Genomic DNA, 16,920 nt, shown 5'->3' on the forward strand with positions numbered 1-16,920 from the left:
TTCGTTTTTTAAGTTTCCAGACTGTAGAATGCTCATGGGAGAATACATGAAATCCAAAATCGTTTCCATCACAAGTATCACATTTCTTTTTTTTATCACTGCCAGCATCACATCTGATAGTTCCTTTGATTTATCCACTGATTCCGATCGTAAATCGGTGAGCGTCACGATCTATAATGGAGGTATCGGCCTTGTCAGAGAAACACGTGTTTTGAGCCTAGCGAAAGGAATCCGAACCCTTCGCTTTGAAGATGTCCCTTCCCAAATCATCCCACAAACCGTTCGTGTGAAAGGCGAAGATCCAAAAAAACTCACTGTCTTCGAACAAAACTATGAATATGATCTCATTTCTCCAGAACGTTTGATGGACAAATACATTGGCAAAGAAGTGACCCTGTACCAAGACGGAAAGGAAAAAACAACTTCAGTCAAAGCAAAACTCATCGCCAATAATGGAAGTCCCGTTTACCAAATTGGGAACGAGGTTTCTCTTGGATACAATGGTCGAGTCACTGTCCCAACCATCCCTGAGAACTTATTCGCTAAACCAACGTTAGTTTGGAAATTAAAAAACGATAGCGACAAAGAACAGGCTCTCGAAGTTTCTTACCAAACCAATGGACTTGGTTGGTCTGCCGATTACATCCTTGTATTAGATAAAGACGAAAATGAATGTGGTCTCAATTCTTGGGTTACGTTAAATAACAACTCAGGTGCAGAATTCAAAAATGCAGTTTTGCAATTAGTGGCAGGAAAAGTGAATTTACTTTCCAATCGCCCAGCATACTCACCGCAACCTCGTTATGCGAAAAAAACAATGGTAAAAGAATACGAAGAATCTGATGCGGCTCCAGAATTTAGCCAAGAAAATCTTTCTGAGTATTATTTGTATACTTTGGACCAACCCACAAATATCGGTTACAACCAAACCAAACAAGTGCAACTCTTCCAGTCGGAAGGGATAGAAATCAAAAAATATTTTGTTTTCGAAAACCTGCCCATGTATGAGGGGAATGAGAAAAATTTTAACAACGCCACCATTAAATACATTTTTAAAAATGCTAAAAAGAATAATTTAGGAAGGCCACTTCCGCAAGGGACCATCCGTGTTTTCAAAGCTGATTCCAAAGGCAGACAACAATTACTTGGAGAAGATACAATTGATCACACTCCAGAAAATGAAGACGTAAAAATCAAAACTGGCCAAGCCTTTGATGTGGTTGCCAATGGAAAACGACTCTCCTATGAAGTATTCAAACTCTCTCGGGGTGATAAATCTTCTTACTCTGTTGAGATTCGAAACAGAAAAAAAGAACCTATCGAAATTCGATTTTATGCAAGTTTATGGGGAGATTGGAGCATCACAAAGTCATCTCATAAATTTATCAAAGAATCATCGACCAAAACCTATGCCGATGTCCCACTCAAAGCAAACGAAGTGGTCACATTAGAATACACGGTTGAAACCAAATACTAAACATGGAAACAAAGTATGATGCGATCATCATTGGATCGGGAATCGGCGGATTAACCGTCGCTTCCATTTTGTCACAAGTTGCGGGCAAAAAAGTTTTAGTTTTAGAACGCCATTTTAAGTTAGGTGGCTTTACGCATACATTCAAACGATTGGGAAAATTTGAATGGGACGTGGGAATCCATTATATTGGCGATTTGGCAGAGGGATCGATGTTACGAACCCTTTTTGATTCGATTACGAAACGTGGTGTCCAATGGAAAAAAATGGAAGAACCATTTGAAGTCTTCGACTATCCAAACTTCAGTTTCCCTGTTTATGGAGAAAAAGAAAGGTTCCGAAACGATTTAAAATCAAAATTTCCGGATGAATCCGTCGCCATCGACCAATACTTCAAAGATGTGGAAACTTTCACACAATGGTTTGGTAGGCATTTCACTCTAAAAGCCTTACCTGCTTTTTTTGAAAAGGCTGCCAAATTACTTGGGCTTGGTCATATCCCCTCTCCTTACCTTACCACAAAAGAATATATGGATACTCATTTCAAAGAGGAGAGCCTAAAAGCACTGCTTTGTTCCCAGTGGGGGGATTATGGACTGCCACCAAAAGATTCCTCCTTTTCCATCCATTCGATGATAGTAACCCATTACTTTAACGGAGGTTATTTCCCAATTGGAGGATCCAGTAAAATTGTAGAGTCAATTGAACCGATCGTGGAAAAAAATGGTGGTGCAATGAAAATCCTCCATACAGTGAAGGAAATCATTTTGGACGGAGACAAGGCCATTGGTGTGAAGGTGGATGTCCAAAAAGGAAAAACCATTTCAGAACAAAGTTTTTTTGCGGATGTAATCATCTCGGATGCGGGTGCGTACACCACTTACAACAAACTGTTACCAAAAGAATTTTCAAAAGATTTCCAAACTCCTTTGGAATCACTGAGTACACAAGGGACAACATCCATCACACTTTACATTGGTTTTAAAGAATCTCCGGCAAAATTGGGATTCCATGGAGAAAACCATTGGATTTTCCCACATGTAAACCATGACGAAAGTTATGCGAAACGAAATGACCTCATCCATGGAAACCCTCCCATGATGTATTTGTCCTTCCCTTCTTTAAAAAATCCAGAGGCAGAAGGTCATACGGCCGAGGCAATTAGTTTCGCCGATTATTCTAATTTTGCAAAATGGAAGGGAGAACCCTGGAAAAAACGCGGGGAAGATTACAACGAACTGAAAGCTACCATTACCGAAGGGATGTTGCAGTTTTTGGAAAAACGTTTCCCTGGATTTCGAGATTTGATTGAGTTCACTGAACTTTCAACTCCCATCACAACAGAAACCTTCACTGGACATAAAGAAGGTTCCATTTACGGTCTTTCCTGTACACCAGAACGCTTTCGCCAAGAATGGTTAGGAGTAAGGACTACTATCAATCAACTTTACCTGACAGGAGCCGATGCCTGTTCTCCAGGTGTTGCTGGAGCACTGATGGGTGGTGTTGCCACAGCTTCGGTTGTATTAGGTCTTACGGGGACTTTGCGGCTTATGAAGGAACTTTTCCAAAAGAGCCAAGAAACCGTTTGACAAATGATTTAAAGTTTGATAGTTTGATATTAAACCAATGGGAACAAAATTCAAAGGATCTAAAAAAGAAGTACAAGCCCTAGACTCGTTCATCAAACTCAAACGAGCCTCAGAATCCTTGTCTTCCCGCCTCATTTCTGAATTCTCGAAATGGAATATTTCAGAAAGTCAGTTTGGAGTCCTCGAAACTTTGTACCATTTAGGTCCCCTTTGCCAAAAGGATTTGGGTGATAAGATCCTAAAAAGTACAGGCAACATCACTCTTGTCATCGATAACTTAGAAAAACGAAATTTGGTGGAACGAGTGCGAGGTGTGGAAGACAGAAGGTTTATATCTGTCCACCTAACAAGTGAAGGAAAAAAGTTAATTGAACAGATTTTCCCTGATCATGTCAAAAGGATCACTTCCGAATTTTCTGTTTTATCACCTGAAGAACAGGATGCGCTGGGAAAAATCTGTAAAAAACTCGGTAAAAAAACGGAACCCACTTCTAAATAAGTAGGAACTTAATCTCTGTAATCCATAACCAATCGAAATCCTGCTCGCCTATCTTCGCTTAGGTTTGGAATCCCTCCATAGGACCTTGCACTAGCTGTTGCATTTTTTGCAGAGTCCGAATACGAACCACCTCTCACCACTTTGTAAATTTTCCCAAAGGAAAAGTTTTTGATATGATGCCCTGGATACAATTGGTAGTCACTCGAAGTCCACTCTGGCGCATTCCCACACATACCGATCGCTCCATAAGGACTTGCCCCTTCTGTTGAAAGTTCCATTACCGATTGTGTTTTTCCCAATTTTGATTCTCTTGTATTACAATAAAGGGAATCATATTCATCACCAAAAGGGTATTTGGTGGCCGTGATTTGGTATCCTAATGTTTCATCTCGGTTTGTATATTCTACGACTCCTGGACCCCTTGCTGCCTTTTCCCATTCCCATTCTGTGGGAATTCGTTTGCCAGCCCACGACGCATAACGTTCGACTTCGCGGTAGGTAAGATGGACCACTGGATGTTCACCTTCTCCGTCAGGGTATCTCCCTCCAATCCAATGGGGCGGTGCCTTTGTATTCGTTTGTTTTAAAAAGAAATCATATTCCGCATTTGTGACTTCATACTTATCAATGTAAAACGATGGGATCTCTTTTAGATTGGATGCTTTTGGTTCTAAAAAATAAGGATTGAAACTATCAGAAGAAGGGTCTGTTCCTTGGCCGTACAAAAATAATCCTCTGGAAACTAAGACCATCTCCTTTCTGTCTTTGGGATGGAAAACTGTTTTCCTGGGGGAAGTATACCTTCCTTTAAAAAAGGCATCTGGTTCTGTAAAAAAATCTTCTTCCACATAACTTGAGATGTAGGCATCCGTTGTGATTTCCTTCATCTTGGAAGTAGGATCTGGTTTATAATCTCCAACTAACACAACTTCAATGAATTTATTGTTTTGATTGATATTTTTTTCTTCCCAAATTGTATCCCTAACAATGAGAAGTCCTTGTTTGAGTTGGGTAAGTTTTTGGTAAACTGGAAACTCTTTCGTTTCGCTAAAAAGAGATTTTAATTCAGAGACGGAATACTTGGATATCTTTTGATTTCGATAAATCCGAACTTTGATCCAAAGTCGATTTTTGTAAACACCAACCACTTCCCCTTTCCAGAGTTGGACTTTCTTTTTTGTCGTAGCGAAGGGTGATTCTTCCGACGTTTCTTCTTCGGAAACAAGGGGTGTGAAGAAAATCCCCAAAACGAATAGAACCAATAGTAATTTTTTCATACTGTCTTTTATCATCATCGGCCGATTTCGCCGAAACCTTTTGATTGAAATTTCTTGTGCCTGTATACAATCAGTGGGAAAAGGAAATGCCACATTGATTGAGTTTCAATACAAACGGGAAAAAGAAAACATCCTCATTTCCTTAAAAACAGATTCCACACAAATTGGAACCTTTCATAGGATTGCGACCATCATTTATGCGCTCAAAATGGACATCCTTTCGGGTGAACTCAGCACAGTCATTGAACAAGGAAATGAATATACGATCGATTCGTTTATTTTACAGGCAGATGATGGTGACACAACGAAAGCCGCTTTCCAATTGGGAATGATGATGGACTCTGTTTTCTCGAAAAATGCGAAATTTGAAGAAATCTTAGAGAAATTGCAAATCCAAGAACCAGCCATTGCGACTTTTTTTAAGGAAACACCAGAGTTTATTTTTTCAGACTTACCTGAAAAAAAACAAACCTGCATGTACCTAGAAAGTAGTGCGGGTAGAGGTTTGTTGTATTATGTTTCGAGAATCCTAATGCAAAACCAAATCAATATCTTAAGTGCAACCATTGAAACGGATTTTGAAACAGGAAGGGCGAAAGATAGTTTTTATTTAACAGATGGTTCGGGGCAGATGTTTGCTTCCACTGACCTTGCTCTCAAAATCAGAAGAGAAATCCTTGCCCCGATCCAATCAAACTCTCGTTAGAGATTAGTTTTTACAGAGAACCTTAAGGGAAGTTGCCTTGTCAACTTTTGGCGCCTTTCCATTGGAAAAACGGTAAGCCAAACCAGACTTCTTATCCACTTCAGTTTTTGTCCAAAACTTGTCTTCGCTTGTTTTGATTTCATTTGGCGCTGTTTGTGCAAATTTCACCAAATCATCTTTAGAAGGAACCACTCCACCAACTGATTTGCAATACGCAGCTGCTTCTGTGAACTTTTTGGAAGCAATTTTGTCGGTGAGGAAACCAGCAGTTGATACTTCTTTTGGAGCTTCTTCCACTTTTTTCTCAGCTGCATCAGCAACTGGTTTTGTTTGGGCATCCGCCGGAGTTTTGGATGTTTCTACTTGTGTGGTCGCTGTAGGGGTCTTTGGTTTGAGGTATTTGACATACCCGAGGTATCCGATCGCGATAATTCCCGCTAATACTAAAAATAGATACACACCATTTCCAGATTCTTTTGTTCCATGATCAGAACTTTCGGAATGGGAAACAGGCGATTGTAGAGAAGCTTGCGCCGACTCGTCATTTCCGAAGAGTGATGCACTCTCATTTCTTGTAGATTGTTTCTTAACCGTATTTGTTTTCTTGGCCGCTTTTTTAACAGCCTTCTTCTTAGCGGCAGATGATGATTTTTTCGTTGCCATAATGATAATCCTTATTGCCGAGACAATTCTAATTATAGTTATCACATAAAATCAAAAAAAGCTGAAGAACTTCTTCTCAATTTTGTTTTTTTTTAAAATTTTTTTAAGTGTGTTTCCGTTTCTCCTAAGAAATCATGATCCTAGATGAAAGAAGTTCGCATTGGTCTATTGGGTGCCGGAGTTGTCGGCACAAGTCTACTCCAACTCTTGGACAAAAACCGAGAAAAAATCCAACGTCATTATGGAATCAACTTACAACTAACAGCCATTGCGACCCGTAGCCCGGGAAAACTCCAAGGAAAAACGAACATCCCTGTGACTGAAGATGTGCTTTCCGTTACAAAACGTTCGGATATTGATATGATTGTTGAATTGATAGGCGGAACAGACACCGCTTACCAAGCCGTTCGCTCCGCATTGGAAAATGGCAAATCAGTCATCACCGCAAACAAGGCATTGTTATCCGAAAAAGGCCGAGAACTCTACGCAATCGCTGAAAAATCAGAAGTGGAAATAGGATACGAAGCGGCGGTTGCAGGCTCCATTCCCATCATTCGAACCTTACGAGATGGGCTCGCCTCGTGTGAATTTGAAGTGATTTGTGGGATTCTGAATGGAACTACCAATTTTATTTTAACCAAGATGGAACAAGAATCTTGGGATTATGCAACGGCATTAAAAAAAGCACAAGAACTTGGATTTGCAGAAGCGGATCCAACCTTCGATGTCGAAGGGATTGATGCCGGTCATAAAATCAGTTTGTTAGCAAGCCTTGCGTTTCGCGAATTTGTATCCTTCGAATCTGTATCGGTCAAAGGGATTTCTGAATTACAATCTATGGACATCCAGGCGGCACTTTCACTTGGTTACCGAATCAAACTTTTAGGTATCTCTAAACGAAGTTCGGCGGGAATTTTAACGAAAGTGCACCCAACTCTTGTTCCGCTCGACCACCCCCTTGCCAACGTAATGAACGAATCCAATGCTGTGTTTTATAAAACAAAAGAAGCAGATTCAGGGATGATGACTGGAAAGGGTGCTGGTGGGATGCCAACCGCAAGTGCAGTCCTCTCAGATATCATTTACTATGCATCAAGACTTGGTAGTAAGGACATCGCAAAAGAGAATAATTTATTTCCAGAAGGGAAACGTTTCCCAGAACCAGAAAATTTAGTACGGTATTACCTTCGTTTCTCGACAGTCGACAAACCAGGAGTGCTTGCTGAAATTTCGCAAATTTTAGGGCGTCATAATATTTCCATTGCCTCCGTCCAACAAAAGGAATCCTCTTCGGAACCCGTTTCTGTGATTGTTGTCACTCATGCTGCAACCGAAGGAGAATTCCAAAAATCGTTACTGGAAATTGATACTATGACAAACATCATCAAACAGAAGACGGTAGCGATTCGGTTATTGGAGAACCTCTAAACCTATGGCTACGTTTACATTCCCTTCACTCACAATTGAAACGGAATCCATTCCAATCAAAGGGGAAACAGTGCAGGTTGTTTCCTTTATTGGTCAAATCACAAACACCAATGCTTACGAAATCAATCGGAGTATTTCTTCGGTATTCGAAGGTGGGATTTACCAAATCATTTTGGACCTAAAGAAATTGGAGTACATCAATAGCATTGGGGTCGCAACACTTATTGGAATCATCAAAACAGTGGAAAATCAAAATGGGAAAATTCGGATTGGGGGCCTAAATCATTTTCTAGAGAATGTGATCCAACTCATGGACCTACCCAAAAAAGTGCATATCCACCATTCCAAAGAAGAAGCCATCCTCAACTGGACGTAACTTCTAATTGTTTTTGTTCCTGTTTCCTCCAAATTTCATATTCAATCAAATCTAATAGGCGAGAAAGGCCTTCTCTCGTCACAGCGGACACAAGTAAGGATCCGTTTTTTTGTAAGTTTTCGCGAGTTTCCTCATCCAAACCATCTGCTTTGTTAAATACCACCATTCTTGGGATCTCATTCAATTGTAAGGAATTGAGAATTGTATCAACAGCATCCATTTGTTCTGAGTAATTTGGGTTTGTGACATCAACTACATGTAATAGTAAATCAGCATCACCTAATTCTTCCAATGTGGCCTTGAAGGCCTGCGATAAATCGGGAGGCAGATCATGGATAAATCCAACAGTATCGGAGATGATGATTTCTCTTTCTTCGGGAAACCGAATCCTTCGTGTTGTTGGGTCTAAGGTTGCAAAGAGTTTATCTTCTGCAATGACAGTCGAATTGGTTAGGGCATTGAGAAGGGTTGATTTTCCTGCATTGGTGTAACCCACAATCCCCACAATGGGAATTTCGTTACGAGAACGAGACTTACGATTGAGTTCCCTTCTTCGTTTGAGATCTTTCAATTCGTTTTCCAAACGATTGATTTTTTCTTCCACACGTCTGTTTCCAATTTCTAATTTGGTTTCCCCAGGTCCCCTACCACCGATTCCACCCGTTAGGCGGCTCATATTGTCATCCAGTTCGGACAATCGATTTTTAAGATACTTCAGCTGGGCAAGTTCTACTTGTAGTTTTCCATCCCTCGATTTTGCATTTTTAGAAAAAATATCCAAAATGAGTTGGGTACGATCAATGATCTTTAGATCACTGGCATCGGAAATTTTTTTGGCTTGGGAAGGAGTGAGTTCCAAATCAAAAATCAAATGTTCAATGTCTTTGTGAACGGATGTTAAAATGATTTCTTGTAACTTACCTTTTCCCACAACTGTGCGTGGGTCTGGGTCTCTTTTTTGTACATAAGTATCAACCACATGAATTCCGGCAGTACGACAGAGTTCTTTTAACTCATCCATGGAGTGTTCAGGAGAACGTTTCATCTTCCTCACATCATACACACCCACAAGGAAGGCTCTGTTTTCTTCTTGAGATTCTTTGAGGTTGGATGTTTTTTTGGTGAATTCGGATTCTAGTGCTTCTACTTGTTCCGAATATCCATACTTAATTTGGCCAGGGTATTGTTTGGGAGATAGGATCCATGGTTCTTTTGCATCTGGATCTGGATTGATAAAGGCGGAAAAAAAGAATTTAGGAATCCCCTCTTTGTCCACGCAAGCCGCCGTAATGGAATCAAATCGGTTCAGCACTAAGTCCATCAAATCTTCTTGATTTAACGGCTGTTCTTTGAGATGAGTATGAAAGAGACGTAGGCCGCGAAGGCGTGAGTGGGCAACACGGTAACGATCCAAATGGGGAATTTCGATGGAGTGGTCATTGCCGACAATGAGATGAGTGACATAACCAGTCCTCTCAATGAGAAGTCCAACCTGCCTACCAATTTCGACAGAAATCTCTCCAACAAGGCGTGCAAGCTCCATGGAGATGATCGAATCCTCCCGAAGTCGCCTTTCCGAGAGAGATTTTAACTTTTTTAGTTGGTTTGGCTTGAGACCGGCGAGGTTGCCGCTAATTTTACTTATAGTACGTATCCGATATTCAAAGTATGGAAGTAGGCTATCATATGTTTCAAAAGGGTCAAGACATAATTTGGAAAGGCAGTTTATGGGTGGTCTTATTCCTTTTCGTTGGATGTACCAGCACCAAACCCTTTCAGTTAACAGATGTTTCACCAAAGTATCGCGAATACCAAGGCAGTGAACTCGATCCTCATAAATCAAAAAATGTAATCATCCCCGTTACAAAAAATCGTAAATATGATACCTTTATTGAAGAAGCCCATAAAACGATCGCCTTATTGGAATTTGGCGAAAATATTGCATTACGAGCCGATAGCAAAAAAACTGTAGGGGAACCAGTTGAAAAGGAAATGCAAGCAGCGGCTTATTTGGAAGAAGATTTACCTTCTGTCATCACGCGACTTCCGGAACTCATCCAAACCAACCAATCACTGATTGATAGCACTCCCAATGATTTTGACGGACCCACAATTGGAAGAGTGACTCGGGAATTAGGGACAATCTTAGAATCCTTACAACAATATAGCCCAAAGGCCATTGGGATCCAAAATGCGATCCGTAATCTTAGAGCTGATTCCAGTAACTACAATCAGGGCCGTGACATCGCAGAAATGGATGTGAAACCTGAAACAGCTGATCCAATCCTCATCGAGTCAGATTCTGAAACCCAAAAAAAACCTGAAAAAGTTTCAGTGAAAAAGGAAGACCCTTCCAAAAAAATTTCCATCAAACGTTTGAATCGCAAAACAAAAGTTACTGGAAAAGCCACCGAACAAATTGATGAAATGGTGAAAAAGGAAGAGGAAGAAGTCCTTTCTGATGAAGAAAAAAAAGACAAGGAATACACGGAACAAATCCGAAATGGTCTTGTGCAGGTATTTCGTTGGGAATACTATAGAAAACCAAAATACCTAGAGAAAATTTTAGCAACCCATCCCATTCCAAGGGTTCGTTCCGCAGCGGCCCTCGCTCTTGGTCGATTAAAAGCAGGGAGAGTTGCCTTACAAACAGCCATTAACAAAGACGGCTACCAAGTGAGACCTGCGGCTTACAAAGCATTATCCGATTTAGGCGACAAACGATCTTTATCCTATTTTATCGCAGGAACCAAAGCAGAAGACCCAGAAGTGATCTCCGTTAGCTTTGAAGGCCTTGGCAAAACAAAAGACCCAGCCGGCCGTGAATTGATTTTAACACAAGGGATTGCTTCTGAATATGTTGTCATTGTTTCTGGTGCTCTAAGAGGACTCGCCTACCATAAATTAGATGCGGATGTTGAAATTTTTGATCGTTTTTTGAAATCCCAAGAACCAGAAATCAAAGAAGCAGCGATCGAAGCCCTTGCCATTCACGGAAGCCGCGAAAGTTTACGAATCTTAGAGCGAGTCGCAACTGAAGATCCAACACTCGCTTTATTGGCCATTGACGAAATCACAAAGAATCCTTCCTTATCGGCAACATTTGCTTTGATTCGATTGAATGAATCGTTAACAGATGAAAAATTTACAAAACGAATTGGTGAGTCACTGTTACAAAGAAAAGCATTTGGGAAATATGCAATCATCTTAGTAGAAGATGATTACCTAAGGGCTGAAGCTAACGAAAGGTCCAAACCAATTTCCTATATCAAAGAAAAGGAAATTGGCCTCATTTTATCAGAAACCAAAAAGGAATTTGCGGTTCGTATGGGTGAAAACATTGTCACCGACAAATACATCCAAGTAAAAATGGAATCTACCTTACCCGGTGCGAGGAGTGCCTTTGTTTCCGGTTGGGTGTTTTATCCAAAAATTGACATCATTGAAGTGAAACAATTAGGAAGTGATGGGAATTCTGGTAAGTATTCTCAGTTAAAAAAAGGAAAACACAAAAATCTATTCAATCCAGAAAAGGAAGTGAAACTCCCTAAAAAGGATTGATTTTTCCTTTCGAAAGGATGGTGGGCACCCACTCCACCGTCCCTTGTTTGAGTGGAACCTTTGGAATCATCCAATGCAAACCACAAAACCAAGTTAAAAAATAAGCTGAAAAAGGCATCACACCCCAAACATCAAACCCAGTGGATGCAATGACCATCACTCCCTTGTACCCTGATTTGTAGATATTACGCATCATCCACAGACCTGAGGTTTGGGTTTCCATGGTGACATCGGAAACAATCATATCATAATTTGGAGATTTTTGAAACAGATCCCAACCTTCTTTGGCATCGACAGCACGATCTGATTGGATATTTTTTTGGTCAAAATACAATTTTAAATTATTCGCATAGCGGTCGTTATCATCGACAATTAATACTTTTTTCATATTTGGATCTCCGCATCCGCAAATTGGCTATCATATAACTTCTTATAAATTCCATTCCGTTGGAGTAAGGAATCATGGTCTCCTTGTTCCTTAATTTCACCTTCTTCGATCACAACTATGTTTTTGATTCGCCTAACGGTAGATAATCTATGGGCAATGATAAATGTAGTACGATTTTGGAAGAGTCGTTCTAATGCGCGGCTCACCAGTCGTTCTGATTCAGCGTCCAATGCACTTGTTGCTTCATCTAAAATCATAATCTCTGCATTTCGTAACAAAGCACGAGCAATGACTAAACGTTGCCTTTGGCCGCCACTCAAATCCAAACCACGGACTCCAATCATGGTATCGTAACCATGTTCCATTTTGGTAATGAAGTCATGGGCATTGGCCAAACGAGCGGCTCTCACCACTTCCTTTCTTGTCGCCGCACCGGTTCCATAAGCGATGTTTTCTGCAACAGTTCCATGGAAGAGAAAAATTTCTTGTGTCACAATTCCAATTTTCTTACGCAAAGACTTAAGGGAGTATTGTTTGATATCGATTCCATCGATTGTAATTTTCCCCGAAGTTGGATCAAAAAATCGTGGAATCAAATCCATCATCGTTGATTTACCAGATCCACTAGTTCCGACAAAGGCATAGGTTTCACCAAGTTTGATATCTAAATTGATCCCTCTCAGAACTTCTTGGTTTGTTCCAGGATACGAAAAATGGATGTCTTCAAACTTGATCCCATCGGTGATTTTTTCCAATACAGTTTCATCACCATGTTCGATGACTTCTGGGTCACGATCGATGATTTCAAAAATTCGTTTTCCCGCGGAATTGGCTTGGGTAATTTTACCAACCATTTGGGAAAGTTGAGTGAGTGGCCGCATTAAAAATAATAAAGTCAAAAGGAATGCCATAAACTCACCTTGCGTGAATTTACCTGAATATATAAATTTGGCACCTAACGCAAAATAACCGAGTACCACAATGGAAGAAGTCAATTCTACAAGGCTCGGCGCCATTTGTAAGTAAAATTGGCCTTTAAACGTACGGCGATATACCTTTTGGTTGATGTTATCAAATTTTTTGAGGTCTTGGGTTTCTTGCCGAAACGTACGGATGACTTTGATACCGGAAATAAACTCCTGGATATGGCCGTTTAGATCTGCTATTTTTTCTTGGAACCTTGCTGTGGAAGAGGAAATTTTTCGAGTGAAAAGTGTGACTGGTAAAATCACAACAGGCACTGTCAAACATGCTAAAATCAATAGTTCCGAATTTAAATAAATTAAAATGACCAAATGTGTTAAAACATAAAAGAAATTAATGACCGCATCACGTAAGTTACTTGAAATCACTGCGGCAACAATTTCTGCATCGTTGATAACACGGCTCATGATTAACCCTGTTTTTTCTTTATAAAAGTAGGTGAGCGGTAGTTTCTGCACTTTTTGGAATAGTTCTTGCCTTATATCACGGACAGCTTTATAACCTGCCGTTGCAATACAATATACGGATAATAAATAGGTTCCAAGTTTCAATAGATAAAATGGAAATACTGCAATGCATACAGCCCAAACCACTTCTTTGGGTTCCATGTCTTTGGTGTAATCGTTAACTTGGAGTTTAAAAGAGATGATCACTCTTTTAATACGTTCGAGTCCATCAAGGCTATCTTCACCAAGTAACACTTCTTGTACCAAAATGGTTTTTTCTGGTAGGGTGAGATCTAAGTGAAACCTATTGTTTTTATCACTTCCAAGAGAATCAAAGAGGGGAATTAAAGCAGTAAGAGAGATTCCATTGAGGACAGCAGTTAACAAAGCAAAGATGAGTCCTAATACAAATCTTTGTCTATAATGTACGCTATAACTCAGTAATCTTAAAAAATATTTCATGTTTGAACTTCCTCATAGAAGTTACGAAGTAAGGTCTCACCATGTTCCGTGAGGATGGATTCAGGATGGAATTGAACCCCAAAAACCTTTTTCCATTTTCTGTGACGAATTCCCATGATCACACCATCTTTTGTTTCTGCTGTCACTTCCAATTCCTCGGGAAAATTCAGTTTTGACACAGCCCAGGAATGGTAACGATTTGCTAAAAATCGATTGGGAATTTTTTTAAAAAGTCCCTCTCCCGAATGTTCAATGGGAGAAGGCCTTCCATGATGGATGTCTTTTGTTTGTTCCAATTTTGCGCCGAAGGTTTCCGCAATGGTTTGATGCCCGAGACAAATTCCGAGTACAGGTAACTTGGGATACAAATGATTAAAATGTGAAACTAATTTCCCTGATGTTTTTGGCAAACCAGGTCCCGGAGATAATACAACTGCTTTAAATTTTTGTTCCAAATCCAATGGGAGAGTTTCATTATTTCGCATAACGGTTGTAGGTGCGATTTTGTTGAGGTATTGGTATAAAATATAGGTGAATGAATCGTAGTTATCGATGAGCAAAAACATACTAGGATAGGACCAGTGGAGCTGAAATTCTAATCCACCGATCCCAATTCCAACTTTTAAGCGTTTGGAGTTTCGATCCCAACTCCGTCGTTGAGGAATTTCGAAATGATCACTCTTTGGATTTGTGAAGTTCCTTCGTAGATTTGGAAAATTTTTGCATCACGCATCAATTTCTCAACTGGGTATTCTTCGTTGAATCCGTATCCACCAAAAATTTGAACTGCATCCGTTGTGACTCGCATCGCCATATCAGCACAGAAAACTTTTGCAATCGAAGCTTGGTATGTGTTACGGAATCCATTGTCGATGAGCCAAGCAGATTGCCAGCAAAGCAAACGGCCTGCTTCGATGTCGCGAGCCATCTCAGCGATCATAAAGCTAACACCTTGGTTTACGGAAATTGGTTTTCCGAACGCATTACGAGTGTTTGCATAACGAATGGAATGGTCGAGTGCCGCACGAGCCACTCCAACGGCACCGATCGCAACGGCTGGTCGAGTTTGGTCAAAAGCACCCATTGCAATTTTGAAACCTTCCCCTTCCTTACCGATCATATTTTCTTTTGGAACTTTTACATCTTCAAAGGTAACACCGCGAGTGTCGGAACAACGTTGTCCCATATTCTTTTCTTTTTTGCCGATGATGATTCCAGGAGTTTTGGCATCCACGATAAATCCAGTCATCCCTTTGTGTCCTGCATTTGGATCAGTTTTTGCTAATACAAAAAACCAATCAGCATGACCTGCGTTTGTGATCCACATTTTGGATCCATTGATGATGTATTCATCTCCCACACGTTTTGCAGTTGTGCGGATACCAGCAACATCGGAACCAGCACCTGGCTCTGTTACAGCATACGCAGCAAGTGTAAAGTTTTCAGACATTGGTTGGATGAATTTTTTCATCACGTAATCATCAGCACCAAGTAACACGGGTGCGAGTGCGAGATTGTTTGCAAGGATTGCAGTCGCCATCCCAGAACATCCATAAAATAATTCTTCGGAAGCGATGAGTTCGTCTAAAACCCCAAGTCCTGCTCCACCGTATTCGGCAGGGATGTGCATATTCATGAGTCCCACATCGAATGCTTTTTTCAAAATTTCTTTCGGGTACTCACCAGTGTGGTCATGGTGTTCCGCTTTCGGAATCATTTCATTTTTTGCGAAATCTCTGGCTAAATCGCGGAGGGCTTTTTGTTCATCGGTGATTGAAAAGTCGATCATGGGTTGCCTTATGGATGTTTTTTTACAGTACTTTGGAATTTTCTCTATGAGTCAAGAAACTAGGGCGACTTAAATCTGTTGAAAAATCTTTTGAATCCAAAATCCTAGCCATGGGAGACAACAATGTCAGGACACTCGAAATGGGCGACGATTCGGAGAAAAAAGGGAGCCATTGACGCCAAAAGAGGCGCCATCTTTACAAGGATAGCCAAAGAAATTTCTGTGGCGGCCAAAGAAGGTGGAGGGGACCAAGAAGGAAACCCACGACTCCGATTAGCGGTGACAAAAGCAAAAGCCGCGAATATGCCGAAAGACAATATCGAACGTGCCATCAAAAAGGGAACGGGTGGATTGGAAGGCATGGTGTATGAAGAGTGTCTCTATGAATGTTATGCACCCGGTGGAGTTGCCATCATGGTGGATGTCCTCACCGATAAAAAATCCCGTACAACTCCCGAAATCAAAAGTATTTTAACAAAACTTGGAGGTTCCCTAGCCAATGCGGGGGCTGTTTCTCGTTTGTTCGAAAGAAAAGGCCAACTCACTCTCAAAGCGGACCAAATTTCGGAAGAAGCGTTATTTGATTTGGCGCTCGGTGCTGGAGCGGAAGACATCCAAGTGAACGATGGGATGTATGTGGTGCTTACATCACCTGCCGATTACGAAGCAGTTCAGTCAGCCCTTTCGACAAAAGGTTTGAACATGGAAGAATCGGAAATCAAATACATCCCGATGACTACCGTGGAAGTGAACGATAAAGAGACTGCTGAAAAAGTAATGAAATTGATTGAGAACTTGGAAGCAAACGATGATGTGCAAGGTGTGAGTTCCAATTTTGAGTTAGGTGAAGGTATCGAACTCGATTGATGCTGTGACTAACCTTACAAAATCAACCGATAGACAGGGATTTATGTCTCCCTGTCAGAACCATCACCAGTTCCTAAACTTCGCTACAAGGAACGAATTGGTTCCTTCTCTTTGGTTTATTTTTTCTTGATGATCCCTGCGATGAAAATCAAAAGGATCGCTCCGATAACGGCGACAATGAGTTCGGCAATGATTCCATAAGAACGGAAACCAAGTAAACCAAACACGATTCCTCCTAAAAACGAACCCACCACACCAATCACTAAATTGGCAATGATTCCAAAACCTTTCCCTCTAAGGATTCGACCTGCAAGCCAACCTGCCGCAAGTCCGATGAGTAAAAACCAAATAAAACTAAACATAAGTGACTATCCTTGTTGCCTTTTCTATTGAATTCTCATAAAATTA

The 16,920-nt window shown here is 40.7% G+C and carries 16 protein-coding genes; 8 read left to right on the top strand and 8 right to left on the bottom strand.

Going from position 1 to position 16,920, the window contains the following annotated elements; translation table 11 throughout:
- The first annotated feature begins 46 nt into the window (after positions 1 to 46).
- The 3 genes from EHQ62_RS12600 to EHQ62_RS12610 are packed head-to-tail and all read left to right on the top strand — an operon-like array spanning position 47 to position 3,565.
- Complete coding sequence (locus EHQ62_RS12600) at positions 47 to 1,477, top strand: DUF4139 domain-containing protein (protein WP_135643261.1); 1,431 nt, start codon at positions 47 to 49, stop codon at positions 1,475 to 1,477.
- 2 nt (positions 1,478 to 1,479) lie between these two features.
- Positions 1,480 to 3,066, top strand: coding sequence for a phytoene desaturase family protein (locus EHQ62_RS12605; RefSeq protein ID WP_135643263.1), 1,587 nt, complete (start codon positions 1,480 to 1,482; stop codon positions 3,064 to 3,066).
- 37 nt (positions 3,067 to 3,103) lie between these two features.
- Positions 3,104 to 3,565: a MarR family winged helix-turn-helix transcriptional regulator gene (locus EHQ62_RS12610; RefSeq protein WP_135643265.1), complete on the top strand. Its 462-nt coding sequence runs from the start codon at positions 3,104 to 3,106 to the stop codon at positions 3,563 to 3,565.
- Positions 3,566 to 3,573: 8 nt separating this feature from the next.
- Here EHQ62_RS12610 and EHQ62_RS12615 read toward each other — a convergent pair whose 3' ends face one another.
- Positions 3,574 to 4,842, bottom strand: a complete 1,269-nt coding sequence (locus EHQ62_RS12615; protein ID WP_135643267.1) for a formylglycine-generating enzyme family protein — start codon at positions 4,840 to 4,842, stop codon at positions 3,574 to 3,576.
- 94 nt (positions 4,843 to 4,936) lie between these two features.
- Between EHQ62_RS12615 and EHQ62_RS12620 the strand changes: the two genes are divergently transcribed.
- On the top strand, positions 4,937 to 5,548 hold the full coding sequence (locus EHQ62_RS12620) for a hypothetical protein (RefSeq protein ID WP_135643269.1): 612 nt from the start codon (positions 4,937 to 4,939) through the stop codon (positions 5,546 to 5,548).
- A gap of 3 nt (positions 5,549 to 5,551) precedes the next feature.
- Here EHQ62_RS12620 and EHQ62_RS12625 read toward each other — a convergent pair whose 3' ends face one another.
- The gene (locus EHQ62_RS12625; RefSeq protein WP_135643271.1) at positions 5,552 to 6,211 is read right to left on the bottom strand and encodes a hypothetical protein; all 660 of its coding nucleotides are present in this window, start codon (positions 6,209 to 6,211) and stop codon (positions 5,552 to 5,554) included.
- Positions 6,212 to 6,355: 144 nt separating this feature from the next.
- Between EHQ62_RS12625 and EHQ62_RS12630 the strand changes: the two genes are divergently transcribed.
- Both EHQ62_RS12630 and EHQ62_RS12635 read left to right on the top strand, forming a co-directional pair.
- Positions 6,356 to 7,639, top strand: a complete 1,284-nt coding sequence (locus EHQ62_RS12630) for a homoserine dehydrogenase (protein ID WP_135643273.1) — start codon at positions 6,356 to 6,358, stop codon at positions 7,637 to 7,639.
- 4 nt (positions 7,640 to 7,643) lie between these two features.
- Entirely contained in the window at positions 7,644 to 8,015 is a 372-nt protein-coding gene (locus EHQ62_RS12635) for an STAS domain-containing protein (protein WP_135643275.1), read from the top strand.
- Here EHQ62_RS12635 and hflX read toward each other — a convergent pair.
- Positions 8,002 to 9,558 (bottom strand): GTPase HflX, encoded by a 1,557-nt coding sequence (gene hflX, locus EHQ62_RS12640; protein WP_135643277.1) that lies wholly within the window; start codon positions 9,556 to 9,558, stop codon positions 8,002 to 8,004. The two genes, EHQ62_RS12635 and hflX, sit on opposite strands and share 14 nt — an antisense overlap.
- 143 nt (positions 9,559 to 9,701) lie before the next feature.
- Here hflX and EHQ62_RS12645 point away from each other — a divergent pair, with 143 nt between their 5' ends.
- Positions 9,702 to 11,576, top strand: a complete 1,875-nt coding sequence (locus EHQ62_RS12645; protein WP_135643279.1) for a HEAT repeat domain-containing protein — start codon at positions 9,702 to 9,704, stop codon at positions 11,574 to 11,576.
- On the opposite strand, the gene EHQ62_RS12650 is transcribed toward EHQ62_RS12645, so the two are convergent.
- From EHQ62_RS12650 to EHQ62_RS12665, 4 genes are read right to left on the bottom strand one after another with little or no spacing between them, the layout of a single operon-like run.
- Positions 11,563 to 11,964 (bottom strand): response regulator, encoded by a 402-nt coding sequence (locus EHQ62_RS12650; protein ID WP_135643281.1) that lies wholly within the window; start codon positions 11,962 to 11,964, stop codon positions 11,563 to 11,565. The two genes, EHQ62_RS12645 and EHQ62_RS12650, sit on opposite strands and share 14 nt — an antisense overlap.
- Positions 11,961 to 13,856 (bottom strand): ABC transporter ATP-binding protein, encoded by a 1,896-nt coding sequence (locus EHQ62_RS12655; protein ID WP_135643283.1) that lies wholly within the window; start codon positions 13,854 to 13,856, stop codon positions 11,961 to 11,963. Before EHQ62_RS12655 ends, EHQ62_RS12650 begins: the two co-directional genes overlap by 4 nt.
- Positions 13,853 to 14,422 carry an anthranilate synthase component II gene (locus tag EHQ62_RS12660; protein ID WP_135643285.1) on the bottom strand — a complete coding sequence of 190 codons (570 nt, stop codon included), beginning with the start codon at positions 14,420 to 14,422 and terminating at the stop codon, positions 13,853 to 13,855. Before EHQ62_RS12660 ends, EHQ62_RS12655 begins: the two co-directional genes overlap by 4 nt.
- Before the next feature lie 56 nt (positions 14,423 to 14,478).
- A complete protein-coding gene (locus EHQ62_RS12665; protein WP_015677329.1) occupies positions 14,479 to 15,645 on the bottom strand; it encodes an acyl-CoA dehydrogenase family protein in 1,167 nt (388 codons plus the stop codon).
- Between the two features lie 123 nt (positions 15,646 to 15,768).
- Here EHQ62_RS12665 and EHQ62_RS12670 point away from each other — a divergent pair, with 123 nt between their 5' ends.
- On the top strand, positions 15,769 to 16,512 hold the full coding sequence (locus EHQ62_RS12670) for a YebC/PmpR family DNA-binding transcriptional regulator (RefSeq protein WP_135643287.1): 744 nt from the start codon (positions 15,769 to 15,771) through the stop codon (positions 16,510 to 16,512).
- Positions 16,513 to 16,628: 116 nt separating this feature from the next.
- Here the strand turns inward: EHQ62_RS12670 and EHQ62_RS12675 are convergent, their stop codons facing one another.
- Positions 16,629 to 16,874 carry a GlsB/YeaQ/YmgE family stress response membrane protein gene (locus tag EHQ62_RS12675; RefSeq protein WP_135643289.1) on the bottom strand — a complete coding sequence of 82 codons (246 nt, stop codon included), beginning with the start codon at positions 16,872 to 16,874 and terminating at the stop codon, positions 16,629 to 16,631.
- Positions 16,875 to 16,920 lie beyond the last annotated feature (46 nt).

This window comes from Leptospira jelokensis (assembly GCF_004769635.1).
Lineage (GTDB): Bacteria > Spirochaetota > Leptospiria > Leptospirales > Leptospiraceae > Leptospira_A > Leptospira_A jelokensis.

Excerpts from the sequence above, each read along its gene's own strand:
- EHQ62_RS12600 (WP_135643261.1), top strand. The coding sequence starts at position 47 with ATGAAATCCAAAATCGTTTCCATCACAAGTATCACATTTCTTTTTTTT.
- EHQ62_RS12605 (WP_135643263.1), top strand. The coding sequence starts at position 1,480 with ATGGAAACAAAGTATGATGCGATCATCATTGGATCGGGAATCGGCGGA.
- EHQ62_RS12610 (WP_135643265.1), top strand. The coding sequence starts at position 3,104 with ATGGGAACAAAATTCAAAGGATCTAAAAAAGAAGTACAAGCCCTAGAC.
- EHQ62_RS12615 (WP_135643267.1), bottom strand. The coding sequence starts at position 4,842 with ATGAAAAAATTACTATTGGTTCTATTCGTTTTGGGGATTTTCTTCACA.
- EHQ62_RS12625 (WP_135643271.1), bottom strand. The coding sequence starts at position 6,211 with ATGGCAACGAAAAAATCATCATCTGCCGCTAAGAAGAAGGCTGTTAAA.
- EHQ62_RS12630 (WP_135643273.1), top strand. The coding sequence starts at position 6,356 with ATGAAAGAAGTTCGCATTGGTCTATTGGGTGCCGGAGTTGTCGGCACA.
- EHQ62_RS12635 (WP_135643275.1), top strand. The coding sequence starts at position 7,644 with ATGGCTACGTTTACATTCCCTTCACTCACAATTGAAACGGAATCCATT.
- hflX (WP_135643277.1), bottom strand. The coding sequence starts at position 9,558 with ATGGAGCTTGCACGCCTTGTTGGAGAGATTTCTGTCGAAATTGGTAGG.
- EHQ62_RS12645 (WP_135643279.1), top strand. The coding sequence starts at position 9,702 with ATGTTTCAAAAGGGTCAAGACATAATTTGGAAAGGCAGTTTATGGGTG.
- EHQ62_RS12650 (WP_135643281.1), bottom strand. The coding sequence starts at position 11,964 with ATGAAAAAAGTATTAATTGTCGATGATAACGACCGCTATGCGAATAAT.
- EHQ62_RS12655 (WP_135643283.1), bottom strand. The coding sequence starts at position 13,856 with ATGAAATATTTTTTAAGATTACTGAGTTATAGCGTACATTATAGACAA.
- EHQ62_RS12660 (WP_135643285.1), bottom strand. The coding sequence starts at position 14,422 with ATGTTTTTGCTCATCGATAACTACGATTCATTCACCTATATTTTATAC.
- EHQ62_RS12665 (WP_015677329.1), bottom strand. The coding sequence starts at position 15,645 with ATGATCGACTTTTCAATCACCGATGAACAAAAAGCCCTCCGCGATTTA.
- EHQ62_RS12670 (WP_135643287.1), top strand. The coding sequence starts at position 15,769 with ATGTCAGGACACTCGAAATGGGCGACGATTCGGAGAAAAAAGGGAGCC.
- EHQ62_RS12675 (WP_135643289.1), bottom strand. The coding sequence starts at position 16,874 with ATGTTTAGTTTTATTTGGTTTTTACTCATCGGACTTGCGGCAGGTTGG.